This window comes from Pseudoalteromonas sp. APC 3224 (assembly GCF_030407535.1).
Classification (GTDB): Bacteria; Pseudomonadota; Gammaproteobacteria; order Enterobacterales; family Alteromonadaceae; genus Pseudoalteromonas.
In genome coordinates, this window is sequence record NZ_JASDDF010000036.1 from 1 (window position 1) to 24,871 (window position 24,871).

Sequence of the window (24,871 nt, forward strand, 5' to 3'; positions counted from 1 at the left end):
GCTTACAGCTTACAGCTTACAGCTTACAGCTTACAGCTTACAGCTTACAGCTTACAGCTTACAGCTTACAGCTTACAGCTTACAGCTTACAGCTTACAAAAATTATAACGGTATCTGGTTTTTTATATCAAGTATCAAAGTAAGTTAATTGCTTGATAAATATATATCTTCTTTATTTAATACGTAAAGCGGTATAAATGTTCGACTGCTGGCGGCAAGGCGCTTATTTTCAATATTTATTACGCGAGCGTTAATAACAACCCCATCTGCACGGTAAATTAATGTACCCGATAAAACATGGCTGGCTATATTCGTACCTGCAAGCTTGCGAGTGTTGCGGGTGAATGCAAAGTCGCCTTGTTCATTAACGGTAATTAAATTGGCTGTTTTAAAATCAACCGCGCTATAACCAAACTTTTGTAGCTGGTGTATAAAGGTTTCTGATAACTGATTACCTAACTGGCTTGCTGTAGTTAAACTTGCGTCTAAATCAACGAACGACGTGACTGCAATCGCTGCATCTTGCGGGGCTACTTGCATGGTGTCGGTTAAATCAAGTGCCATTTGCTCTACGTAGTTAACTAAGCTTTTATGGTGCTTGTTTGGGTTAAACTGCGTTGTATCGGCGTATTGTTCTTGCTCGTCATTTTGCTGCATTTGCGCCATGATCTGGTTAAAATCAAGATTGCTTACCACTGTTTGCTCTGGCTCAGATTTGGCGGGCTCGGTCGCGGTCGACTCGCCCATTAAATTACAGCCTGAAAGTAATAGTGATAATGCACTTATACCAATTAAAGCAGAGCGCTTAACTAAGTTAACCATGGTAAACCTCACTTACTCGCTTGTTTAAGCATAATGCCATCAGCACTGTTACTGCTATTTAGCGCATCAATAACTGATTGCGGAATAAAGCCCTGTGCAGAGCCTACAACCGCTTTACTCGCTAAACCAACAATTCGTGCATTTACTAATATGCCGCCTTGGTGATTTACTAGCGTACCCGCTAATACGTAACTAAAGTTTTGTTCTTGGTTAAGCTCTAAGTAGTCGCGGCTAAAAACAAAATCGCCACCAGGGGTTACACGCATATAATCGGTGGTTTTAAAATCAATGACCGGCACACCAAAATTATGCAGTTCGTGCATAAAGCTCTCTGCTATTTGGTTACCTACTAAGTCAGCATTGTTGTAGTCACGGTCTAAAAAAACAAAGCTTGATACTGCCAATGGCGTTTTAGTATTTACGTACTGTAAGTTTTCAGCCATATCTTGCATGATGCCACGCACATAGTGATTAATATTTTTACGGGTTGGCGTATTTACTTGTTTGTTTTTATTCATCACTGCGGCTTTATTTTGATAAAGCGAATCTGTATTTGTTGGTGCAGCTACAGGGCGTTGCTCAAAAAACATAGGCGCATCGTCGGTAATTTGCGTGTCACTATGGTTTGTCATTTGTGAACAACCAAAGCCCAGTGGCAAACATAAAGTTAATAGTAGGCGTTTCATGTGTGCTCCTAATTAATATTCACTGCGGTAAATATAGTCACCGCGCTGCTGTATTTTTTCATTACTCCACATCACATTGATGGGAATTTCAGTACTTGCGGCAGATACAATCTGATTAGTTTGCATATTTACCATGCGAGCATTAACAATATAAGCATGTTCTTGACGGGTTAAAGTACCAGTGATCACAAAGTCAATAATCTGACGCTGCTTTAAGTTACTCGTGCTGCGGCTTAACACTGAATCAGCGCTCGCTGATAAGTTAAGCTGGTTTTCAAGCCGATATTCAACCGTGTTGTACCCTAACTGAGTAAATTGGGTTATTAAGCTTTCTTGAACTTGCTGACTAAGCCCTGAACCCTGCCCTTGAGCAATTTGTGAATCCAAAGCATTGGCTAAATAAAAGCTGCTGACCGCGATTGAAGCGGTGCTTTTAAAAGGCTCTTTGATATGGCTAAGCTGGGCGCTCAAGCTATTTACGTACTGGTTAAGCGTATAAGGTGCCATGACCGCTTTAGGCGCATCAGTGCTTATACTCGGCTTTGGCTGGGGTGTTAAGCTACAGCCCGCTAAATTTAATAATAGTAAGGGTAACAAAAGGCGCATAGTTGCCATCCTCTAAAAACATAATAGTTACAAAGCAATTATTATGCCTAATACCCTAGATGCATATTTATTTTAATGGCTGTTGGGTGTAATGGCTCACAATGCAATTGATTTGGCGCTGTTTAAGTTTATCGCAATCGGCAGCGGCATTCGCTTGATTTTGATAAGCCCCAAGCTTTAAACGGTAATAAGTCATGCCACTCACGTTAATAGTTTCTACATTAGCCACAAATTCGCCCTGAAATAACGAAGATGCACTGGCTTTTATTTGATTTAAACTTTGGCTAAGTCGCTCTTTGTCGGTAACGGCTGCAACTTGCAAGGCAAATAAGGCTTTAACGGCTTGTTTTTCATCAGCTGTATTCGCTGCTACTTTAGCTTTTTGTGCAACTTTTGTGGGTGCTACCGTTTCAGCCGAAGCTTTAGCTGTTGATACTGCAGGCGTATTTGTTGATGCAGAGCCTTGTTTTGCCACTGCATTTAATTGGCTTATTAATAACTTTAAGTCTTGTTCAATCACTAATAAACGTTCAACACCTGCTTTGGCTGCTTGCCACTGCTGAGACGATGCTTTTAGCTGCGCCAACTCTGCCTCAGAAAGATTGGCACTCGCTTGCATTGGCTGAGGAGATTCTGCAGTTTTGGTGGTACTGCATCCTGATATAAAAAGAGCAGCAATACAGGCAATTAGTATTGAGTAGCGTTTATATAAATTAGCATATTGCATGGTTAAACCTTATTGTTATTAGTGGCTAATAAGTTGCGCTTGGACTTGGCAGTTCAAGCCTTTTACTTTTAATTCTGCACATACTTGTTCAAGCTCCCCTTGCGCAGACTCGGCATAAGCGACGGCTAAAATATACCGTTTTTGTTTTTCGTCTTTAATATAAAAAGCATCACGCTTTGATTGCTCATTTAAATGACGTTTAATTAATTGATAATACGCTTTCATAATTGGTAATGATGAAAACCCACCCGCATTAGCAATATACGCTGGAGTTTGTGTTTTTTCTTTAAGCTCAAAGTCAACGCCCATTACTACTTCACCTTGCGCTGGTAACTTAACCACCACCTGTTGCGTATCTTTTAAAGACTTACGTTGCTTAAATTCATCATCTATAACCGCTTTATATTCGCCAGGGCGTAAATCGGTAAACAAATAATAACCATCATAAGCAGCCTGCGTTTGTGCCACTTGCTTGCCTTGTTTGTCGAGTAATTTTACGGTGGCAAAAGGCTGTACTTCAGTGCTGCCTTGCTCATCTTGTTTGTAAACAGTTCCCTCTAATTCACTACTGTTATTAAGCGGCACTTCCATATATTCAACAAAGCCGGCACGCGGTGTAATAGAAAAGCCATCATTGGCGGCAACTAAAAAAGGCTCACTAATACTACCTGGCTCTATCACTATGTCGGTGGTTCTATTTGCTGGCATACCTTTAAGTATTGCTAAACCATTTTCGTTGGTTACAGCTCGGCGATAGTTTTGAACTCCTTTTACCTTAACGCCCTCAATTCCCTTTTCTCCATCATCTTGAATATTGTTATTATTTGAATCAAGAAAGACTCTAACCATTAAAGTGCCAGAGTTTGCGAGGCTTCTTTTACTTAAAAAGTACTCGTCAGTGTTCGCATCAAAACCAATACTAAAGCGACTAAATAAACCTAGCCGCCAATTATCATCATCGTCGTAACTCATTGTGCTATTTAAGCTAAAACTATCGCTTTGCCAATTTAGACCCAGTTCCATAGAAACTAAATCATTTATACGGGAGTTTCTTAGTGTGAATTCAGATTGTAAATTCTGAGATAAACTACGGCTTAATTCTGCTTGGTAACCCAGTATAGTCGAACCGGAGTCTGCGCTATAGTCAACACTAAAACGAGTGTATGTTTTACCAAATCGATGTTGAAGACGCATGCTGCCAAGTGTTGTTGCATCATCTAAAGAATCAAATTTTCGCCAAATTAAGTTGTTACTAACAACGGTCCCACCTAAATTATACGATAAGGTATTATCAACACTTAGATATGAGTCGCTAAATTCTCTGCTGTTATATGCGAGCGTATTTTGATAGCTCAAGCTTCCAAACGATTTATCAAACAACTTTCCTGCCGCATATAGTTGATAACTTTCAACTTTCGCTGTCTGCGAATCACCAACTATCTTTTCATTGTTTTGAGACAGGCTTAAACGTACCGATTGACCAATTAACTCACCTCTAGCAGCTACCTCTAGCTTGTCTTCATCGTTATTATTTTTTTCATAATCTAGATTAAGTAATACTTTATCAAATATACTTAGGTTCGAACCAAAAGCATAATTGTTAACATTATCACCCGAATTACTATTTAATATTGATGTACCAGCATAAACCGATAAATAATCAGTTAACCCCGTTTCATAACGGCCTGCTAGCTGCCAACCTTTACCTTGTGTCGAATAAAGTGACTGATTGAATAACTGCTCACCTTGCTCAGTAATTGACAACTCATAAAACGATTCATCTGCTGACAAACTATTACCATCTATAAAGTATTGCTCTGTTTTTCGCTCTACTTGCCCTTGTGGGCCATAAAAAATCAGCTCAAAATTATTAGCGCCAAACAATAAATCAATATCTTCAAATAAATAACGCCCATCAGCTAAACTAAACTGCTGCGCTAGCAGTACATCATTACGGTATAACTCAACATCCCACCCTGGTTGAATAGCACCCGTTAAATTAATTTGATTACTATTAACCTGTTTAAAAAGTGGTTTGTTATCAACTTTTACTCCTCTGGCGTAACTACTATTAAATTGTTTACCGACTTGAGTTGCTAATACATCTCCAAATTGAACAGTTGTCGCATTTAAAGGACCTAATAACCGTGCATCTTTACTTTGACGGCTAAATGATAATCTTGAATCTGATAGTAAATCTTGTTTTCGCCCTGCAAAAAAATACTGAGCATTAAAATAGGCTAAGTCATTTGACCCTAATACAGAGTACCCTATCGCTGAATCCCTATTACTCTTGGTTGCACTAAGCTGCACATCAGCAAGAGGAGATGAAATTGCACTGTATGGACTGGCCTTCCAAGGTAATATTGCTTGACGTGACTCTCTATTAGTTACAGTTTCTCGCTGCTCTCTTTCGCGTTTTAATTCTATAGGCAATTTGGTAGGGGAGCTTACATTTAGCTCAAGTGCTGAATATTCAATATCAATATCTAACGAAAACCACTGCGCTAGCAAGTTACTATCAACAAACATATCGCCGTTATCAGCATAAGCTTGTTGGCTGTTAAATGAATATCTAGCGCCGTTAATTTGTACTGTATTTGTATTTAGGTCTAGATAAAACTGATTATCTTCACGAATAAACCAGCCTTGAGCAATAAGGTCATCGCTATTTATATCTATAGCAAAATCCAGGCTTTCTGAAAAACTTAATAAATCTATTAATACACCGGTTTTACTTTTCACCCCGAGCATTTCACCTAGGTAATTTTTTTTCACGAACGATGAAAAAAATAATAACTCCCCTTCGGGGATGCCCTCACCTTGCTGCACATTAAGCTCAGGCTCTGTTCTTTCATTTACAGCTTGATCAGTGTTGTATTGCTGCCATTTTTTATCTATTTTTTTTATGCTAGCAAGAATGGCCTGAGTGTCAGGCTCTGCTGCTAATAAGGGGTCAATTGATAAAAAAATGATCAACAACCACTTTAAACGCTTAAAGTAATACATCGCCTATTTCAAATTACCGATAATTGCATTATTAATTGGCGCAAACTTTTCACTAAAAATAGTATCGCGATATTCTTTAAGCCCTGTATAAATTACGCGAATTTCGCCATCTTTCGGGATGTTTTGATCTACAAAAATTGGTATCGTCGCCGTTGTTGTTTTTAGCTCAGGGTAAATACTAAAATCGTTTAACATGGCGATCTTTTTCTCTGTATCCATTCCTTTTTGCTTAAAGAAAACTTCTAACTTGCCAAAAGAGCTAAAGCCCCCTTCTCGCTTAATTTCAATCTCAAGCGCTTTTTTTTCTGGGCTGTGTATAAGCTGTAAATTGCTAATATTAACATTAGGTATTTCAGCGCCTTTACGCAAAATAACAGGGATAGTGTAACTTAATAGTAATTTCAAATTAATACCAAGTCTCTGTTGCTGGATTTGAGTTTCATTAGGGAGTGCTTTAAATGCTAGGTGAGATCGGTATTCCTGTTCTAGTAAACCTTTTGGCTTTCGAATAGCAAGCTTAACAATCTGCCTTTCTCCTGGCGCTAATCTAACTTGCGATGGGCTAATCCTAACCATATTTTTAAGTGAAGATGAACTTTCTTGATCAGCCGCTAAATTAGCATACCCTCCGCCAGCTAGTGCAACTTTGTCTTGCCACTCCAACCTATAAGTTTTTGCTTCATTAGAGTTATTAACAACAATGACTTTAGCAACACGCTGACGCTCATCAAAATTAACTCTTGTTGGGGAAATAAGTAAGTTTGCATAAGAATGGAAGCTAGTTAAGATAAAGCTTACTAAGATAAAAAAAGTTTTTATTATTGTCATTTAATCAACATCTCTAGTTGTCTAATAATTTAGCGTCACTTCAATTGTAGTATCAAAGATACCATCTTTATAAGTATTTCCGTCACCCGAGGTACTTAATTGCCCCCCTACTCTCAATAAAGCAGTTCCTGTGGTATCGGTTGTAATGGTCGTATTATAAATGAGTTGATTTAAAATCAGTGGCGCGCCACCAAAAATGTTATTTAGGGGCTGATCACTTACAAAGTCACTCACATTTACCTGGATACGTGCAGGGTATCCTTCAAGCAACAATTCGGCTGCATGGCCTTTTTCAAGTAAATATATCTTATTGGTTAAGGTATTTGTGTTACTGGGCAACAAGGTCATAGAGCTAACACTTTGATTATCACTGATAACAATTTTACCAAAATTCAATTGCTCAAGCGGTGTAACTTGTGCGTATAAATCCGTAGTTAAGAAAGCTGCTAGTATGAGTAAAAATAATTTCATAAAGTAGCCTGCTTTATACAATAAAGCAGGCTTTGCCCATTAGTAATTTAATTCTAATGTAAACGTGCCACTGTATGATCCATCGATATAATCACTAGTTGCAGCAACCCCTGTTGTGGTTAATGTTGCACCAAAATTAAAAGTTGCTTCACCATTTGAATCAACCTGAATGGTCGTTGTAGCTGCGCTATTAGGCGTCGCACCGGTTAACACATAATACGTTGGAGTGCCCAAAGTAAATGCAGCAGTGCCCGCAGGTGCTGTATCAGGCGCAATCGCAGTTTCAGTCGGATTTGTAATGGTCAATGTACCAAAAGGAGACACACCTGAAATTGAGAATGAGGCTGGTGTACCTGCTACTAAAATTGCAATTTCAGCTGCGGTTGCATCTGTAGAAGCCGTTGTAGGAGCAGTAGCAGGGTTTGCGGCTAATACTAATGTTGCAGTCTCCGTCCCAGTTAAATCACCTGAAGCCCTGATTGTACCAAAATCTAGTGGTGCATCATTCGTAAAGGTGAATGCGTTTTGAACTGTAACACCCGCTTGAAAAGAAGCAGTTTCTGCAGCCGCACCGAAAGAAAGAACAGTCATTGATGCAGCTAACGCTGCTTTAGTAAATATTTTGTTCATAGTTTTCCCTTAGACATAAAGTATAAACCTGTTAGTCAGGTTATGTTAAGTATCGGCCAAAATCACTAAAAAGTTAGAAAATATTTACTTTATTTTGATTTATAATAACAGGATGAAAAAATAAGCGTAAAAAAACCTTAAACATCCTCTGAAAATGTCGCTAAGGTACACTTATTACCTATTTTGTAAAAAAACAAACACAACTGCGCCGCTTGCTGTTGATTTTTCAGCGGGCCTGCTACAACACTATAAAACGTTGTTGATTCCTTTTGTTGCTCATTAATGCGGTATTGTAAAATACTGTTTAACTGAGGGTATTGCTCTTTTAGTCGCTGTACTTGCCTTTTGGCTCCGTTAGAAACTAAATAACGTCCAATTTGTACACCGTAAATTGCTTTGTTTATACTGATAGTGTTATCGGCTAAGACAGTTTCTGAGGAGAGTTGTAAAGATTGCTTAGAGCCATATTCAACACGTTTTACCTTCTCTTTCAATGGCTCAGGTACGGTATCAATATCTGTTTGTGCAGAAAGAGCTTGAATCAGTAATGATAAGTCCTCTTCCATGGTGCTTAAACGCGCTATCTGCTCTTTGTTGTTATCCCATTGCTCTAAGTAAGGTTTTATATCTTTTTCACGCACAAGCTTGTCGCTTTGTGAGTCGACGGGCATTAGCTGGTTGCTACAACCAGCTAATGCAAATGGTATTAGTAATATTATTAAACGAAGTTTCACTTTAAAGCACCTATTACAAAAAACGAGCTCTAGCTATTATGCAATAAAAGCGCCAAATAAATAATTTATAATCTAATTGGTTTGTCAGTGTAGTTACTCACAAAGCAATCAACTTTATAGAATTTAAATACCTCACAATCATCCTCAGCACTTTTAAAGTTAAAATACTCACCTAATTTTAATCGATAATAGGTTTTGTTATTAACTTTTGCTTTTTCAATGTTTGTCGTGATTTTATCCTTAAACAAAGGCGCTGCTTTTTTGTTAATGTGCTTCCACTCTTTAGCAACACTTTCTTCTGAATCAAGGGACGCTACCTGTAAGGCAAATACTTTTTTGTTTTTATCTACCATTGCCACTTTTGTTGCCATCGATATTTTAGAGGCAATCTTTTTGTTCACCCTAGAACTAATCGCTTTCACTGGCGAGCGAACAGTTCGTTTACTGTAGCTTTTTGAAGGAGCTGTAATTATTTTTGTAGGAACACTAGCATAGCGGCTGCTATATCGCTGATTTTTTAGAGCGTCCCTACCAGTCGGTTTTACATAACGGTTACTATATCTTTGTCTCGGTCGTTCAACGTTATCTGAGGTGCTTGCGTAGTTATTACCATGCCTGAGGTCTGGCGAGGTATTAGCATTAATTGATGAGCGAGCATAGCGATTGCTAACAGCTTGGTTAGATTTCGCTATTGCTTTACTGTTAATAATATCTAAATTATCAACTAAATATGTAAGCTCACGTTCTAATTTTAATAGTCTCTCTATACCAGAACGTGCTTGTTGCCATTGCAAAGCGGCATCTTTTAGCTGTGCAAGTTCAACTGCGGTGATAGTTACATATTCTGGCGAATCTCTAACCCTTTCATTTAATAAGGTTTTATCAGGCGATATCGTACAGCCACTCCCTATTAACATAAGTAAAGCTATAACTAAATATCGGTGATACTTTACGCTGTATTCACACATTGATTGTTTCTCTTTCAACAGTTTCGACCGCTAAGTTGAGCCAATTTACAATTGGCCTAATAAAGCACGTTAACTACAAAGCAACTTGAGTTAACATAAAGGTTACATTACAAACCCAGATCTGTCTGTATAACTGCAAAAATAGTTATAATTAAATGTCTGTAAAAGCGATTTTACAATCAAAAAAAGCGCCATGTAGGCGCTTTGAATAATGATAAGTTTATTTAAATTAATGTTTTAATAAAGGTTTTAAGCTCATCAGCAAATTCATCACGGCGCAAAGCAAATTCTATTGTCGCCTTCAAATAACCAACTTTACTACCACAGTCATGGCTTCGGCCTTTAATAGCATAAGCGTCTACTTTTTCATCTTGCATAAGCATCGCAATTGCATCAGTCAGCTGAATCTCATCACCTGCACCTTGTGGTGTTTTAGCTAATAATGGCCAAATATTTTTACTCAACACGTAACGACCAACCACAGCAAGGTTTGAAGGTGCCTCGTCAACAGGTGGTTTTTCTACCATGCTCTTAATGGGTGAGCTCTCACCTTGGTTTAACTCAACATCACCTAAATCAACAACACCAAATTTATCTACTTGATCTTTAGGTACTGGCTCAACCATAATTTGGCTGTGTTTACTTTGCTCAAAACGAGTGATCATTTCCGCTAAATTATCTTTTGTTAAATCACTTTCCACTTCATCGATAATGACGTCGGGTAAAATAACTACAAAAGGTTCATCCCCTATAATAGGGGCTGCACAGTTAATAGCGTGACCTAACCCTTTCGCCTCACCTTGACGCACATGAATAATCGTCACGTCCTTAGGGCAAATAGACTGTATTTCGGCAAGTAATTGCCGCTTTACACGTTTCTCTAACGTTGCCTCAAGCTCAAAGCTAGTATCGAAATGGTTTTCAATTGAGTTTTTACTCGAATGCGTTACTAACACTATCTCTTTAATGCCAGCGGCAACGGCTTCGCTAACAACGTATTGAATAAGTGGACGATCTACAACTGGTAGCATTTCTTTTGGAATTGCTTTAGTGGCCGGCAACATTCGTGTTCCAAGGCCCGCTACAGGGATCACTGCTTTCATTATGCTCTCCTTATTTTTTAAACTGAAAATGGGTACTGAATCACTTCATGGCATTGATAGCCAACCACCTCAAAGTCATCACGTGTTACCCATGTTTCAATGTCTTCGAGTGACTTAATCTCTGGGTTGATTTTTAATTGGGGAGAAGCAAATGGCTCACGCTTTAATTGCACATCTCGCATTAAATCGAGCTGATTTTCATAAATATGGGCATTGGTGATTTTATGGTATGCCTTACCCGCTTTATGGCCGGTAATTTGTGCAACTAATGCAAGTAATACAAAACATTGAATTTGGTTAAAATTAAGTCCTAGTGGAACATCACAACTGCGTTGATATGAGGTTAAATATAGAGTATCACCTAATAACGAAAAGGTATGTGTATGCATGCATGGGCGCAAGCAACCAAGTTCAAACTCACCGGGGTTATAAAATGTAATAATTTCGCCGCGATCATCTATGCCATTTTTTAAATTATTGATGACCTTTGCTAGTTGATCCAGTGTTGAACCATCAGGGCGTTGCCAGCCACGACCTTGAACGCCGTAAACGCGCCCCATATCGTCCTCACCTTTACGGTTAGGGTTATTGAGCCAAGCATTATTTTCATTGGCATTAGCATCCCATGTTTTACAGCCTATATTACGAAACTGCTCAGCACTGTCATACCCTCTTAAATACCCTAACAACTCAGCAATAGCCGCTTTATAATAGCTCTTTCGAGTAGTGATCATAGGAAACTGATTATTCGCCACATCGTATTCTAAATCAGCGTTTATAACCGTTAAACAACGTGTACCGGTGCGTTTATTTTCAACCCACTGTCCTTGGTCAACAATACGCTGACATAATTCTAAATATTGTTTCATCTAACTTCTTCTTTTAAACTTTTGCCGCTGTTTGCGATTGTGGTTGTTTATAGGCCCAAATAAGTAAGCCTAACCCGCCAATGATCATAGGTAACGATAGGATTTGCCCCATTGAAATGAAGTCGGCAAATAACCCCAGTTGTGCATCTGGTTGGCGAAAATACTCAATACCAAACCTAAATACGCCGTAACCTAGTAAAAACAAACCCGACACACTTCCCGCAGGACGAGGACGCTTTATAAACCACAATAATATGACAAACAATACCAGCCCTTCAAAAAAAGCTTCATAAAGTTGTGATGGGTGGCGTGCAAGCGGGCCTCCAGTTGGAAATACCATTGCCCAAGGAACATCGGTAGTACGACCCCATAATTCGCCGTTAATAAAGTTACCTATACGCCCAGCAAGTAAACCAACAGGCACTAAAGGTGCTACAAAATCACCAACTTGCAATAACGACTTTTTACGCTTGTAAGCAAAAATAGCAATCGCAGTGATCACCCCCAGTGTACCGCCATGAAACGACATGCCACCTTGATCGATTCTAAATAAATACAAGGGGTTTTCAATGAAGTAACTAAATTGATAAAACAGGACATATCCAACACGCCCACCTAATATAACGCCCAGCATGCCGTAAAAGAGTAAATCACTGACTTCGTCTTTAGTCCAACCCGACCCTGGTTTCTTCGCTTGACGATTAGCAAACCACATCGCAAACGCAAAACCAATTAAGTACATTAACCCATACCAACGAACGCTAAGTGGTCCAACAGAAAATATTATTGGATCAATTTGAGGAAACTCCAGTGCCATAAAAATAAACCTTTAGCTAAAAACCATTTTAATAGCGATGAAAACCAGTAACATCGCGAAAACTTTCTTAATTGTATTCACAGGTAAGTAATGTGTTGCCTTAGCCCCTATAGGCGCTATAAACCATGAGGTAATAACAATCCCAAATAAAGCGGGTAAATATACAAACCCCATAAAACCATGCGTTAAGTCCGTTACATACCAACCAGCGCTGATGTAACCGATAGAGCCAAAAAAGGCAATTACAATACCACATGCAGCAGCGCAACCAATTGCCTTTTTAATATCAACCGAAAAATAATGCAACATAGGCACAAGTAATGCACCGCCACCAATGCCAATTAATCCAGACAGTGAGCCCATTACCGCACTAATACTTCCCAGTACGGGGCCTGCAGGTAAAGGGTGTTCTGCGTTCACTTTATTTCGAGCAGAAAGTACCATTCTCATCGCAATAAAAACCACACTGACCGCAAACACCGTTCTTAACATTTTCTCAGGGATAAAGCTGGCAGCAAAGCCACTAATCAATGCGCCAACGGCCACGCCCGACATAACCCAAGGAGCAATTTCCCAAGGCACATTATCATTTTTATGATGAGCTAACGCTGAAGAAGTGGAAGTAAATAAAATAGAGGCTAACGATGTTGCAATAGCGATAACTAACACATGATCGGCAGCGGCCACGTCAAAACTAAGTAACAAACTACTTAGCACTGGCACAATAATTAAACCACCGCCTATGCCTAGTAGCCCTGCTAAAAAACCAACAATGCAACCTAACAGCGCACAACTTGCAACTAGAAGTCCTAGTTCATACATAGTTATCTCTAATACATTTAATTATATGTATATTTTAATTGATTATATAAACAATTACAGCTCTATCATTTAGGTGTATAAAATAAATCACCTAGCTGATGCTCTATCATAAAATTACGGGTTAACCGTAGTACTTGTTTAGCGTTAGGCTGTGCCAAACAATCGCTCAGTAACTGTTCCATGTCGCTTACATTTAAGCGTCTTAGCACCCACTTCACTTTGTTTAGCGACGATAAGTTCATGCTTAAACGTCTATACCCCATAGCAATCAGTAATATTGCGCCCTCGGGGTCGCCGCCGAGCTCACCACATAGACTAAAGGGCAATTCATAATGCTCACACTCGCTGGCAATATTATTTAATACACGCAATACCGCGGGGTGATAAGGGTTAAATAAATCGGCTACACGGGCATTTGCCCTATCTACGGCTAATAAATACTGAGTTAAGTCGTTACTACCTACTGAGCAAAAATCGACTTTTTTAGACCACTCTGGCAGCATAAATACACTTGAAGGTACCTCAAGCATGATGCCAATATCAGGCTTTTCTATAAGTTGCTCAGGAAATGCTTCACTTAACTCATAATAAGCTTGTTTAAATAGTGCCAGTGACTCTTCAACCTCATCAGTACCACTGATCATCGGCAGCATTATTTTTAAATTACCTAAGCCAATATTGGCTTTTAACATCGCTTTGAGCTGATCTAAAAAAAGCTCGGGATGGTCAAGGCTAATTCTAATACCACGCCATCCTAAAAATGGGTTTTCTTCAGTGATATTAAAATAATCTAAAACTTTGTCGCCACCAATATCTAACGTTCGCATAACAACGGGGTTAGGGTAATAGCTACTAAGTACTTCTCGATACCAGTTTTCTTGTTCTTGCTGCGAAGGAAACTGTCCCTTTTGCATAAACCATGCTTCGGTTCTGTAAAGACCAACACCATCACAAATATGGGCGCTATTTTGTTGAGTATTAAGCTCAAGCCCTGCATTAAGTAACAAACTAATATGCTCACCGTCTAACGTGATTGAAGGCAATGCTTGTTCTTCTAAAAAACGATTATTGAGTAAGTTATCTTGATGTTGTAATTCTGTATACTCATCAATAAGCATTTGCGAAGGCGAAATATATAAACGCCCAGCAAAAGCATCTAAAATCATTTCTTTGCTATCAAACTGCAATAGCGGTAAATCTTCGATACCCCAAATCGCCGGCACGCCCATAGCGCGGGTTAAAATAGAGGCATGGCTGTTGGCTGAACCATTAATGCTCACAACCCCAGCCAAACGCTCATTGGGTACCTCAGCTAACATAGCTGGTGTTAATGTATGCGCTATTAAAATGGTGTTTTCAGGGTAGTCTTTTATTGCATGCTCGGTATTCACTAAATGATGCAGCACCCGTAAACCAATGTCTTTAACATCAACCGCACGCTCTTTAATATAAGGGTCTTGCATTTCGTTAAACTGCGCAACTAAACGTTCAATCACAATTTTTAATGCACTTTTAGCACACCACCCTTCTTGTAATTGAGCCTCTACATTATGACCTAAACTTTTAGCATCTAATAATTGCTGATACACATCAAATACAGCCAACGCCTCTTGCGGTATGCTGTCGCTCAATGTCATCGATAAGGTGCTAAATTCTTTGCGCGTTGCAGCAACCGCTTGTGTAAATAAACGACGCTGTTCAATAACATCGTTATTCTTAGTAAGTTCTATAGACTTAAAATTAAGTTTAGGAATAACAACAAAAGCTTTACCAATACTTATACCTGGCGCGCTAGAAACCCCTTTTAATACTGATGTTTGATGGGATGACTCATCTTGGCGTAATACTTCTTTTATTTCGGCGTGGGCTAATTGCGAAGCTAACTGCGCAGAAAGCGTAATTAAAAACGACTCCTCATCTTGAGAAAATACCCGCGCCATTTTCTGTTGAACAACAATAACACCTAACACTTTTTTTTGATGAACAACAGGCACGGACAAAAAGGCGTTATAGCCTTCTTCATTAACTTCTGGGGAGAGCTTAAAGCGAGGATGCGACTTGGCAAAGGCAATATTAATTGCTTCTTCACGCTGGGCAACAAGCCCTACTAAACCTTCGGTAAAGCCAATTCTAAACTTGCCTACCGCATCAGGGTTTAACCCTGATGAGGCCATCAGTACAAAGTTATCTTGGCTATAATCGGCAAAATAAATGGAGCAGCACTGGGTATTCATGGCATCTTTTACCATTTTTACAAAGCACACTAACGCGTCGTCTAAATTCGCTTGTTGCGAAACAGACTCAGCTATCGTTCTGAGTGTTGCCAGCATACACTGCTCCTTTTTATGAAAAACTACCTTTTATTCCGCCAGTGATCTTTTTGTTGCTCTCGCTTATTAAAGGGCATAGCAAAGGGAGCAAACTCTTTCATAACACGTCGATAAACGTCCCTTTTAAACGACACAACCTGTCTAACCGGATACCAATAACTTACCCATCGCCAATCATCAAATTCCGGATGATGGGTTTTCAGTAAGTTAACATCTTCATCTTTACAGCGCAGTTTTAGTAAAAACCATTTTTGTTTTTGCCCAATACACACCGGACTTGAATCTCGGCGGATTAATCGTTTGGGTAATTTATAGCGTAACCAATGTTTTGAGCTTGCAACTATTTCTACATCTTCTGGTCGCAAACCTACTTCTTCGTGTAATTCACGGTACATAGTTTGTTCTGGTGTTTCACCATCATCAACACCACCTTGGGGAAATTGCCAAGAATGTTGACCATAGCGTCTGGCCCAAAACACTTGCCCCTGATTATTGCAAATTACAATTCCGACATTGGCACGAAAACCTTCGGCATCAATCACCTTAGTGCCTCATTTGTAAGTCGATTTTTTATGATTGTTCCACATTAGCTGCAATACGGCAAATACTATTACGTGCAAGCCTCGTTAACACCTTCACTTAAAGCAAATTAATGGCGAAATCCATTGCATGTGAATAACAAACTACACTGCCATACGTAAATACATAAAAACCACACTGTTTGTGCTGGTTACTCACAGCTTGTGCATAACTTTTGTAAAACACGCTCATTTACCAAACAAATCCACAATACAAGATCAAAAAAGTGATGTTCTCCACAGAATCTGTGGATAAACATGTTTATACATCTGTATTTATCCTTACAACAATTATAGACCTTAATTAAAACTGAACACCAAAAACAAAAAAAACAATGTAGTTCAGTTACTTAGTTAATTTTAGCGTTTTAAAGCAGTGCATAAAATTGCACCAACCACGGCACGTATAAAAATCAACCAACCGCTAAAGATATCCACTATCAAGCTAATTTGCTATCATGGCGTTGGTATTTATTCAACTAAATTAACAATATGCAACCTTTAAAACCTCATTCAATTAATCAACTAATGCAACGTGTCAATAATATTGCAGGGCTCACACTTGGACAACTAGCACAGCAGTACCACTTTAAAACGCCAGATGATTTATTGCGTGAAAAAGGCTGGACAGGTCAACTGATTGAGTATGTATTAGGCGCAACCGCTGGTTCAAAACCGCTCCCCGACTTTGAAGATTTAGGCATAGAGCTTAAAACATTGCCTATTTCATATAAAGGTAAACCGCTAGAAACCACCTTTGTGTCGGTCACCCCGCTAATGAATGTAACTGGCATGACGTGGCACACAAGTAGCGTACGTAAAAAGTTGAATCATGTTTTATGGTTACCTATTTTAAGTGAGCGCGATATCGCTCCTTTTGATAGAACCATAGGCAGTGGCTTTTTGTGGCAACCTTCCCCCGCGCAAGATGCACAATTGCAGCGAGACTGGGAAGAACAAATGGAGCTTATAGCTCTTGGTAGAGTTGATGAAATTTCAGGTCATTTAGGGGATGTAATGCAAATACGACCAAAAGCAGCCAATAGCCATATTGTTACCGATGCAATAGGCCCAAACGGACAAATTATAAAAACTCTGCCACGTGGCTTTTACTTAAAAACCAGTTTTACGGGTGATATTTTAAAAAAGCAATTTCAGCTTTAATTGATGAAAAGTAACTAACGTTAGGCTTGTTTAACCTAGATATTCGCACTGCTTGCTTAACGCCCGTAGCTCGATGCTCGTAGCCCGTTTCTTTGTTCCTTTTTTGCTATTTTTTACAAAAAATCCCCGCATAAGCGAGGATTTTTATAATCTTAAATATCAGATTCTGATTAGAGAATTACTGACCTTTAACTTCTTTTAAACCATTGTACGGTGCTTTAGCGCCTAATTGCTCTTCAATACGTAGCAATTGGTTGTACTTAGCAACACGATCTGAACGGCTTAATGAACCCGTTTTAATTTGACCTGCAGCAGTACCTACTGCTAAATCAGCAATAGTTGCATCTTCAGTTTCACCAGAGCGGTGAGAAATAACCACTGTAAAACCTGCATCTTTTGCCATTTTGATTGCAGCTAACGTCTCTGTTAATGAACCAATTTGGTTAAATTTAATTAAGATTGAATTGGCAATACCGTTATCAATACCGCGTTTTAAAATCTTAGTATTGGTTACGAATAAATCATCACCCACTAATTGAACTTTATCGCCCATTAGTTTGGTTTGGTGTGCAAAGCCATCCCAATCAGACTCATCTAAACCATCTTCAATTGATACAATTGGGTATTGCTCAGTTAAATCTTTTAAGAAGTGGTTAAACTCTTCAGATGTAAATTGCTTACCTTCACCTTTAAGGTCATAGATATTTGCTTCTTTGTTATAAAACTCAGAGGCCGCACAATCAAGTGCAAGGGTAATATCTTTACCAAGTTCATAACCAGCATTTGCAACAGCCACTTTAATAGCTGCAAGCGCAGCTTCGTTTGATGCAAGGTTTGGTGCAAAACCGCCTTCGTCACCAACAGCTGTTGAATGACCATCCGCTTTAAGTACTTTAGCTAGACTATGGAATACTTCAGCCCCCATACGCAATGCTTCACGGAAGTTAGTAGCACCCACTGGCTGAACCATAAATTCTTGAATATCTACTGAGTTATCAGCGTGCTCACCGCCGTTGATGATGTTCATCATTGGTAGTGGCATAGAGTAAACACCTGGCGTGCCATTTAAGTCAGCAATGTGCTCGTATAGCTCTACTTTTTTAGATTGTGCAGCCGCTTTTGCGTTAGCAAGTGAAACCGCTAAAATAGCATTAGCACCTAGTTTTTCTTTGTTTTCAGTACCATCTAAATCAAGCATTACTTGGTCTACATCACTTTGAGCAAGTGCGTTTTGACCTTTTAGCGCTTCTGCAATTTCATTATTAATGAAGCCAACCGCTTTTAATACGCCTTTACCTAAGTAACGCGCTTTATCACCATCACGTAATTCTAATGCTTCGCGAGTTCCTGTAGATGCACCTGAAGGTGCAGCAGCACGGCCCCATGAACCATCAGCTAAATATACCTCAGCTTCAACAGTTGGGTTACCACGCGAGTCCATAATTTCACGACCGATTACTTTTACGATTTCTGACATCTTGATTCCTCTATATTCCCAAAATGGTGAGTGCGGCTAACCTGAGTTTGGCTAGCCTTAGAAACAAAAAAGGCCGCGCATCATGCACAGCCTTTTTATATTACGAAGACGCTTTTTGATAGGTATGAGCCGCAGCTACAAACCCTTCAAATAGCGGGTGACCATCACGTGGTGTTGAAGTGAATTCCGGGTGGAATTGCGCTGCAATAAACCAAGGGTGATCTTTATTCTCAATAATCTCTACTAGTTTTTTATCTTCAGATAAACCTGTAAAGCTTAAACCAGCTTGCTCAAGTTGTGCTACAAAGTTGTTGTTAACTTCATAACGGTGACGATGGCGTTCAACAATTTCGTCGCTACCATACACATCATGTACTTTAGAGCCTGGTGTTAAATGACATTTTTGTGCGCCTAAACGCATAGTGCCACCTAAATCAGACTTTTCGTCACGTAATTCAACATTACCTTCGGCATCTAACCACTCAGTGATTAAACCAACCACTGGCGACTCTGAATTTGCGTTAAATTCAGTTGAGTTTGCATCAACTAAACCGGCAACATTTCGTGCGTATTCAATAAGCGCAACCTGCATACCTAAACAAATACCTAAGTAAGGCACTTTGTTTTCACGAGCATATTTTGCCGCTAAAATCTTACCTTCAACACCACGACCACCAAAACCACCTGGCACTAAAATAGCATCTAAGCGAGAAAGAACATCCGTTCCTTTGGTTTCTAAGTCTTGTGAATCAACGTATTGGATATTAATAGTTAAACGATTTTTTAATCCAGCATGTTTTAATGCTTCGTTTACTGATTTGTATGCATCTGGTAATTCAATGTATTTACCTACCATACCAATTGTCACTTCACCCGTTGGGTTAGACTCTTGATACAATACTTGTTCCCACTCAGCTAAATCAGCTTCAGGCGCGTCTAAATGAAAACGACGACATACAAAGTTATCTAACTCTTGCGATTTTAATAACGCAGGGATTTTATAAATACTGTCTACATCAGGCAGTGAAATAACTGCTTTTTCTTCAACGTTTGTGAACAATGCAATTTTTGCACGCTCGTTATTTGGCAGCTTACGGTCTGAGCGACAAATAAGAATATCTGGTTGAATACCTACCGAGCGTAACTCTTTAACTGAATGCTGAGTTGGTTTTGTTTTCACTTCACCTGCAGGGCCTAAAAATGGCACTAAGGTTAAGTGAATGAAAAGTGCGCGTTCACGACCAATTTCTGTGCCCATTTGACGAATTGCTTCGATAAATGGTTGTGATTCAATATCGCCTACCGTACCACCAATTTCAACGATTGCTATATCATGGCCTTCTGCGCCATCATAAACACGTTGCTTAATGTCATTGGTAATATGAGGAATAACCTGAATAGTTGCGCCAAGATATTCACCACGTCTTTCACGACGTAGTACATCTTCATATACACGCCCTTGCGTAAAGTTATTACGGCTGGTCATTTTGGTGCGAATAAAACGTTCGTAGTGACCTAAATCAAGGTCCGTTTCTGCGCCGTCTTCGGTAACGTATACTTCACCGTGTTGAATTGGGCTCATTGTGCCTGGGTCAACGTTGATGTAAGGATCCAGCTTTAGAATGGTAACATCTAAGCCACGGGCTTCTAAAATAGCGGCCAATGATGCTGCTGCAATACCTTTACCCAACGAAGAAACAACTCCGCCAGTAACGAAGATAAATTTTGTACTCATGCGAACCCTAGAATATCAGGAATTAAAAGGAATATAATACCCAAACAAGTGATTTTGGAATATAAACAAGACGGGGCGAAATTGTACCAAAACATAGCTAAGCAATCCAGCTATAAATAGCAAATCTGTGCACAAAAAACAGACATTTTTTATGTCCTTATTTATTTAATTTTTTTATTGCATCCCATGCCGCATCCATTTCCTCTAAAGACGCTGACTCAATACATTTACCCTGGGAAATTAAGTAATTTTGCACCTTTTCAAATCGTGCAGAAAACTTATCGTTGGCACTGCGAAGCAATTGCTCTGGGTCACGTTTAACATGACGTGCCACATTCACGGTAGCAAACAACAAATCACCTAGCTCTTCTGCTGTATGCGCTGAGTACGGGTTATGAGCTAAGGCTTCTTTGACTTCCTCAACCTCTTCACTCACTTTATCTATAGCGCCATGATAAGTAGGCCAATCAAAGCCTAAAGCGGCTACACGTTGTTGAATTTTTTTAGCTTTTGTTAAGCTAGGTAAACTGTTTGGTATATCTTGCCAAAGTGTTGAGCTTTTATCTTGGGGTCTAGTAGCACGCTCTTGTGCCTTTATTGCTTGCCATTGCGCAGCTAATTCGGCATCAGTTGTGGGTGTGTCTTGCGATGAAAATACATGCGGATGACGGCGCACTAGCTTCTCATTTAACGTGTTTACCACATCGTTAAAATCAAATAATTGCTGCTCTTGCGCTAGTTGCGCATAAAACACGATTTGAAATAACAGATCACCTAGTTCACCTTTCAGTTCACTTAAATCGTCGCGCTCAATACAATCAGCCACTTCATAGGCTTCTTCAAGAGTGTGAGGTACGATTGACGCAAACGTTTGCTTGAGATCCCAAGGGCATCCGCCCTCAGGGTTTCTCAGTGTTTGCATTATTTCGAGCAGTTGGCTTAAAGCCTCATTGTTAGCCTGATTACTGCCCTCGTTTTGCACTGTGTACCCCTTCGATCTGATGTAGCTTAGACAGCACTTTATTAGTGCCCTGTAAGTCATGCACTTCAATTTGCATCACAAAAATAGCAGTTTGAGTGCTATCAACCGTGTTTACGTTCATATTGAGCACATTAACTTTTTCATTGGCAAGTGCTGAGCTGATGTCACGAATTAAGCCAGAACGATCACTGGCTTCAATACGAATAGTTAAGGCGTAAGAGCTACTAATATCATCTGACCAACTCACTGAAATAACACGCTCAGGGTGCTTGTTTTTTAAATTACTAAACGAATCACAATCCTCTCGGTGCACCGCAATACCGCGTCCTTGAGTAATATAACCAATGATTTCATCACCAGGTACTGGGCGACAACAACGAGCAACATGGCTCATTAAACTGCCGACCCCATCCACTACAATACCGTTTTTATCACCAGTCACTTTACTAGGCGATTTGAAACGAATTACCGGCTCATGCTCTGTTCTGTCAGTAATAAAGTTAAGCATTTGGTTAAGACGAATATCGCCTGCGCCAATAGCGACCATTAAGTCATCAAGTTCTCTAAAATTAAAACGCTTTATAGCGGGGTCTAAATCTTTATAAGTTAGCTCTAATTTTTGTAACTCACTATCAAGAATCTCTTTACCCGCACTTAAATTTTTATCGCGGTCGAGCTGTTTAAACCAATGGTGAATTTTGGCTCTAGCGCGAGACGATTTAATGTAACCTAACGATGGATTTAACCAATCACGGCTTGGGTTTGGCTGCTTTTGGGTTAGTATTTCAACTTGGTCACCAGTGCTTAACTGATGAGTAAATGGCACTATTTTGCCAAATATTTTTGCACCAATACATCGATGCCCTACATTGGAGTGAATGTAGTAAGCAAAATCAAGAGGTGTTGCTCCCAGTGGTAAGTCAAAAATATCGCCTCGAGGGGTAAACACATAGACGCGGTCTTCAACCACTTGGTTTTTAAGCTCTTGTGCTAAGTCGCTGCCATCGACCACTTCTTCTTGCCATTGCAGTAACTTACGCAACCAGCTAATTTTTTGCTCATAGCCTGAACCACGCCCTGGTAATGCGCCTTCTTTGTACATCCAATGCGCGGCGACACCCAGCTCTGCATCTTGATGCATGTCGTGCGTTCGTATTTGAATTTCAACGGTTTTACCCTCAGGACCAAACACAACCGTATGAATAGATTGATAGCCATTTTGTTTTGGAGTCGCAACGTAATCGTCAAACTCTTTATTTAAATGACGCCAATTAGTGTGCACTATGCCTAGGGCGCCGTAGCAATCTTGTAATCGTTCAACCACAATTCGCATGGCGCGTATATCAAATAGCTGATCAAACTCGTAGTTCTTTTTCGCCATTTTTTTGTAAATGCTGTAGATATGTTTTGGCCTGCCGTACACCTCAGCTTTGATACCCGCTTCATGGAGGCGTTGTTTGACCTGTTCAACCATATCAACCATATACGCTTCACGGGCAAGGCGCTTATCATCGAGTTGCTTAGCAATATTTTTATAAATATCGGGGTGCAAATAACGAAAAGCTAAATCCTCAAGCTCCCATTTTAATTGACCAATACCAAGACGATTCGCAAGTGGTGCAAATATATCAGCGGTCTCTTTGGCGGCAACTACTCGCTCTTCTTCTGCGGCATCTTTGACGTTGCGTAAATGGCAAACCTGTTCGGCTAATTTAATCACCACAGCGCGCACATCTTCCACCATAGCAAGCAGCATCCGGCGAATATTATCGACTTGCACAGTGCCGTTGCCTTGATGAGCTAAGGTACTTATGGTCGCCATTTGTGACACACCTGTAAGCAGTACTGCAACATGGTTGCCTAAATGCTCTTCTACCGCATCAATGCTCACTACATCATTTAAATAATAAGGGGTTAAATAAGCAGTGGCTAAAGAGTCAGCATCTAAATTTAGCTCAACTAAAATCTCTACCATTTCTATAGCGGTATTTTGTCGCTCGCTGTTATCGCACGTTTGGCAAAGCTGCTGCGCTTTGTTGAGTAAGCTAATTTTTTCCTGAGACAAATCAAGAGATTCTACGCGCGAAAAAAAGTCACCCGCTTTGTCATGTTGATGAGATTGACGTGTCGCTACCATAATGCGCTTTACCTCCGTTGAAATAACGCCATAGTTTCGATATGCCCCGTGTGAGGAAACATATTCATTAGCCCTATTTTATTCAGCTCAAAACCGGCTTGCGAAATAATAGCGCTGTCACGGGCTAAAGTAACAGGGTCGCAAGAAACGTATAAAATCGCTTTAAACTGCGTTAATGGAAGCTGCTCTAAAACTGCCATCGCACCAGTGCGTGAAGGGTCAAGCACTAAAACATCTAATTCTTTATTAAACCACGGCGCTTTTTTAATGCTCGTGGTTAAATCAAAACAATGAAACTGGGTATTAGTAATAGAGTTAGTGTGCGCATTTTGTGTTGCTAATGCAACCGCCGAAGTCACGCCCTCAATTCCTGTTACTATTTTAGCTTGTTTGGCTAGCACTAAAGAGAAGTTACCAATACCACAAAATAAATCCAGAACATTTTCATCACCTTGAAGTGCTAACCAGTTTGCAGCTTGAAGCAGCATCGCTTGATTTACACTCGCGTTAACCTGAATAAAGTTACTGAGCCCAAATTCAAACGTTATATTTAACTGATCAAGTTTATAAAATGGCATAGCTAAATGTGAATGATCAATAGTATCACTGTCACTTTGCCACACTAATTGCCAATTATGAGCTATTACACTTTGCTCAACAAACGCCTTATCATGGGGTGAAATCGCTTTGGTATGGCGGATAACAATAAAATATTGTTCATCAGCGGCACATAACTGTAAATGACTAATACTATGCAGCGTCTTGTTTTGATTAATGACTTTATCAAATACATTAAATACATCGGCAAATACATCACTTAAAACTGGGCACTGATTAATACTAACAATACTTTTAGAAGCATTTGCTCTGTAGCCTACCCGCATTTTTTTTGCAGCCTTGTCGAACATAACAGCAATCCGAGCACTGCGTCGATAATGAGTTGCTTGGCTTAGCAGCGGAGCTTGCCAGTTTAAATCGGTTAATTTTGCAAACTTGGCAAATAATTGATTCACCGCTGCTTGCTTTTCAATTACCTGCTGTGTGGCATCTAAATGCTGTAGCTGGCAACCTCCACACTGGCTGTAATGCTCGCAAATAGGAACTGTGCGATATTCACTGGCTTTAATTATTTTAAGCGTATCAGCTTGGCTGTAACGTGCTTTATCATCAACTAACTTAGCTTTTACTCGCTCCCCAGGTAATGCTCCACTAACAAAACACACTTTATTATTGTACTTAGCAATACCACGGCCATGGTGATCCATTGCTGTAATATCGAGTTCAAGCGATTGCTGTTGTAGTGGTTTTTTCTTTGCTTTAAATATTTGTGCCATGAGGCATTACCTTAAAGGTTGATGAATTACGTCTCTACTTTG

General features: G+C 39.7%; 22 protein-coding genes. 1 reads left to right on the plus strand and 21 read right to left on the minus strand.

The window, feature by feature from the left end; genetic code table 11:
* Positions 1-144 precede the first annotated feature (144 nt).
* From QL989_RS15645 to rppH, 16 genes are all read right to left on the minus strand, one after another.
* Complete coding sequence (locus QL989_RS15645; protein ID WP_138608116.1) at positions 145-822, minus strand: FlgO family outer membrane protein; 678 nt, start codon at positions 820-822, stop codon at positions 145-147.
* Between the two features lie 8 nt (positions 823-830).
* Positions 831-1,508 carry a FlgO family outer membrane protein gene (locus tag QL989_RS15650; protein WP_008466541.1) on the minus strand — a complete coding sequence of 226 codons (678 nt, stop codon included), beginning with the start codon at positions 1,506-1,508 and terminating at the stop codon, positions 831-833.
* A 12-nt stretch (positions 1,509-1,520) separates the two neighbouring features.
* Complete coding sequence (locus tag QL989_RS15655) at positions 1,521-2,114, minus strand: FlgO family outer membrane protein (RefSeq protein WP_138608118.1); 594 nt, start codon at positions 2,112-2,114, stop codon at positions 1,521-1,523.
* A gap of 67 nt (positions 2,115-2,181) precedes the next feature.
* Positions 2,182-2,841: an SPOR domain-containing protein gene (locus tag QL989_RS15660; protein WP_290171059.1), complete on the minus strand. Its 660-nt coding sequence runs from the start codon at positions 2,839-2,841 to the stop codon at positions 2,182-2,184.
* A gap of 18 nt (positions 2,842-2,859) precedes the next feature.
* Positions 2,860-5,820: a hypothetical protein gene (locus tag QL989_RS15665; protein ID WP_290171061.1), complete on the minus strand. Its 2,961-nt coding sequence runs from the start codon at positions 5,818-5,820 to the stop codon at positions 2,860-2,862.
* A 33-nt stretch (positions 5,821-5,853) separates the two neighbouring features.
* Positions 5,854-6,678, minus strand: a complete 825-nt coding sequence (locus QL989_RS15670) for a fimbria/pilus periplasmic chaperone (RefSeq protein WP_290171062.1) — start codon at positions 6,676-6,678, stop codon at positions 5,854-5,856.
* 21 nt (positions 6,679-6,699) lie between these two features.
* A complete protein-coding gene (locus tag QL989_RS15675; protein ID WP_128583137.1) occupies positions 6,700-7,149 on the minus strand; it encodes a DUF4402 domain-containing protein in 450 nt (149 codons plus the stop codon).
* A 39-nt stretch (positions 7,150-7,188) separates the two neighbouring features.
* Entirely contained in the window at positions 7,189-7,779 is a 591-nt protein-coding gene (locus tag QL989_RS15680; RefSeq protein WP_290171063.1) for a DUF4402 domain-containing protein, read from the minus strand.
* Between the two features lie 137 nt (positions 7,780-7,916).
* Positions 7,917-8,513 carry an SPOR domain-containing protein gene (locus QL989_RS15685; RefSeq protein WP_290171065.1) on the minus strand — a complete coding sequence of 199 codons (597 nt, stop codon included), beginning with the start codon at positions 8,511-8,513 and terminating at the stop codon, positions 7,917-7,919.
* Positions 8,514-8,578: 65 nt separating this feature from the next.
* Complete coding sequence (locus QL989_RS15690; RefSeq protein WP_290171066.1) at positions 8,579-9,430, minus strand: SPOR domain-containing protein; 852 nt, start codon at positions 9,428-9,430, stop codon at positions 8,579-8,581.
* 275 nt (positions 9,431-9,705) lie between these two features.
* Positions 9,706-10,584: a UTP--glucose-1-phosphate uridylyltransferase GalU gene (gene galU, locus QL989_RS15695; RefSeq protein ID WP_138608132.1), complete on the minus strand. Its 879-nt coding sequence runs from the start codon at positions 10,582-10,584 to the stop codon at positions 9,706-9,708.
* 17 nt (positions 10,585-10,601) lie between these two features.
* Positions 10,602-11,453, minus strand: coding sequence for a thymidylate synthase (locus QL989_RS15700; protein ID WP_290171068.1), 852 nt, complete (start codon positions 11,451-11,453; stop codon positions 10,602-10,604).
* Positions 11,454-11,466: 13 nt separating this feature from the next.
* A complete protein-coding gene (gene lgt / locus QL989_RS15705) occupies positions 11,467-12,270 on the minus strand; it encodes a prolipoprotein diacylglyceryl transferase (RefSeq protein WP_055013228.1) in 804 nt (267 codons plus the stop codon).
* Positions 12,271-12,282: 12 nt separating this feature from the next.
* The gene (locus QL989_RS15710) at positions 12,283-13,092 is read right to left on the minus strand and encodes a sulfite exporter TauE/SafE family protein (protein WP_290171069.1); all 810 of its coding nucleotides are present in this window, start codon (positions 13,090-13,092) and stop codon (positions 12,283-12,285) included.
* A gap of 65 nt (positions 13,093-13,157) precedes the next feature.
* Positions 13,158-15,422 carry a phosphoenolpyruvate--protein phosphotransferase gene (ptsP, locus tag QL989_RS15715; protein WP_178956443.1) on the minus strand — a complete coding sequence of 755 codons (2,265 nt, stop codon included), beginning with the start codon at positions 15,420-15,422 and terminating at the stop codon, positions 13,158-13,160.
* A 23-nt stretch (positions 15,423-15,445) separates the two neighbouring features.
* Positions 15,446-15,964, minus strand: coding sequence for an RNA pyrophosphohydrolase (gene rppH, locus QL989_RS15720; protein ID WP_008111786.1), 519 nt, complete (start codon positions 15,962-15,964; stop codon positions 15,446-15,448).
* Between the two features lie 528 nt (positions 15,965-16,492).
* Between rppH and mutH the strand changes: the two genes are divergently transcribed.
* The gene (mutH, locus tag QL989_RS15725) at positions 16,493-17,164 is read left to right on the plus strand and encodes a DNA mismatch repair endonuclease MutH (RefSeq protein ID WP_055013225.1); all 672 of its coding nucleotides are present in this window, start codon (positions 16,493-16,495) and stop codon (positions 17,162-17,164) included.
* Positions 17,165-17,342: 178 nt separating this feature from the next.
* On the opposite strand, the gene eno is transcribed toward mutH, so the two are convergent.
* The 5 genes from eno to rlmD all read right to left on the minus strand — a co-directional run bounded on the left by eno (position 17,343) and on the right by rlmD (position 24,829).
* Positions 17,343-18,641 carry a phosphopyruvate hydratase gene (gene eno / locus QL989_RS15730; protein ID WP_008111781.1) on the minus strand — a complete coding sequence of 433 codons (1,299 nt, stop codon included), beginning with the start codon at positions 18,639-18,641 and terminating at the stop codon, positions 17,343-17,345.
* A gap of 100 nt (positions 18,642-18,741) precedes the next feature.
* Entirely contained in the window at positions 18,742-20,376 is a 1,635-nt protein-coding gene (locus QL989_RS15735) for a CTP synthase (protein WP_055013224.1), read from the minus strand.
* A 157-nt stretch (positions 20,377-20,533) separates the two neighbouring features.
* Positions 20,534-21,358, minus strand: coding sequence for a nucleoside triphosphate pyrophosphohydrolase (gene mazG / locus QL989_RS15740; RefSeq protein WP_290171074.1), 825 nt, complete (start codon positions 21,356-21,358; stop codon positions 20,534-20,536).
* Positions 21,339-23,495: a GTP diphosphokinase gene (gene relA / locus QL989_RS15745; RefSeq protein ID WP_138608148.1), complete on the minus strand. Its 2,157-nt coding sequence runs from the start codon at positions 23,493-23,495 to the stop codon at positions 21,339-21,341. Before relA ends, mazG begins: the two co-directional genes overlap by 20 nt.
* Before the next feature lie 8 nt (positions 23,496-23,503).
* On the minus strand, positions 23,504-24,829 hold the full coding sequence (gene rlmD / locus QL989_RS15750) for a 23S rRNA (uracil(1939)-C(5))-methyltransferase RlmD (RefSeq protein WP_290171077.1): 1,326 nt from the start codon (positions 24,827-24,829) through the stop codon (positions 23,504-23,506).
* Positions 24,830-24,871 lie beyond the last annotated feature (42 nt).

What these genes read in the sequence shown, in the direction of transcription:
- ptsP (WP_178956443.1), bottom strand. Translation starts at nt 15,422, where the DNA reads ATGCTGGCAACACTCAGAACGATAGCTGAGTCTGTTTCGCAACAAGCG.
- galU (WP_138608132.1), bottom strand. Translation starts at nt 10,584, where the DNA reads ATGAAAGCAGTGATCCCTGTAGCGGGCCTTGGAACACGAATGTTGCCG.
- QL989_RS15655 (WP_138608118.1), bottom strand. Translation starts at nt 2,114, where the DNA reads ATGCGCCTTTTGTTACCCTTACTATTATTAAATTTAGCGGGCTGTAGC.
- rlmD (WP_290171077.1), bottom strand. Translation starts at nt 24,829, where the DNA reads ATGGCACAAATATTTAAAGCAAAGAAAAAACCACTACAACAGCAATCG.
- mutH (WP_055013225.1), top strand. Translation starts at nt 16,493, where the DNA reads ATGCAACCTTTAAAACCTCATTCAATTAATCAACTAATGCAACGTGTC.
- QL989_RS15700 (WP_290171068.1), bottom strand. Translation starts at nt 11,453, where the DNA reads ATGAAACAATATTTAGAATTATGTCAGCGTATTGTTGACCAAGGACAG.
- QL989_RS15680 (WP_290171063.1), bottom strand. Translation starts at nt 7,779, where the DNA reads ATGAACAAAATATTTACTAAAGCAGCGTTAGCTGCATCAATGACTGTT.
- QL989_RS15675 (WP_128583137.1), bottom strand. Translation starts at nt 7,149, where the DNA reads ATGAAATTATTTTTACTCATACTAGCAGCTTTCTTAACTACGGATTTA.
- lgt (WP_055013228.1), bottom strand. Translation starts at nt 12,270, where the DNA reads ATGGCACTGGAGTTTCCTCAAATTGATCCAATAATATTTTCTGTTGGA.
- QL989_RS15735 (WP_055013224.1), bottom strand. Translation starts at nt 20,376, where the DNA reads ATGAGTACAAAATTTATCTTCGTTACTGGCGGAGTTGTTTCTTCGTTG.
- QL989_RS15690 (WP_290171066.1), bottom strand. Translation starts at nt 9,430, where the DNA reads ATGTTAATAGGGAGTGGCTGTACGATATCGCCTGATAAAACCTTATTA.
- QL989_RS15670 (WP_290171062.1), bottom strand. Translation starts at nt 6,678, where the DNA reads ATGACAATAATAAAAACTTTTTTTATCTTAGTAAGCTTTATCTTAACT.
- QL989_RS15660 (WP_290171059.1), bottom strand. Translation starts at nt 2,841, where the DNA reads ATGCAATATGCTAATTTATATAAACGCTACTCAATACTAATTGCCTGT.
- QL989_RS15710 (WP_290171069.1), bottom strand. Translation starts at nt 13,092, where the DNA reads ATGTATGAACTAGGACTTCTAGTTGCAAGTTGTGCGCTGTTAGGTTGC.
- QL989_RS15645 (WP_138608116.1), bottom strand. Translation starts at nt 822, where the DNA reads ATGGTTAACTTAGTTAAGCGCTCTGCTTTAATTGGTATAAGTGCATTA.
- eno (WP_008111781.1), bottom strand. Translation starts at nt 18,641, where the DNA reads ATGTCAGAAATCGTAAAAGTAATCGGTCGTGAAATTATGGACTCGCGT.
- QL989_RS15650 (WP_008466541.1), bottom strand. Translation starts at nt 1,508, where the DNA reads ATGAAACGCCTACTATTAACTTTATGTTTGCCACTGGGCTTTGGTTGT.
- relA (WP_138608148.1), bottom strand. Translation starts at nt 23,495, where the DNA reads ATGGTAGCGACACGTCAATCTCATCAACATGACAAAGCGGGTGACTTT.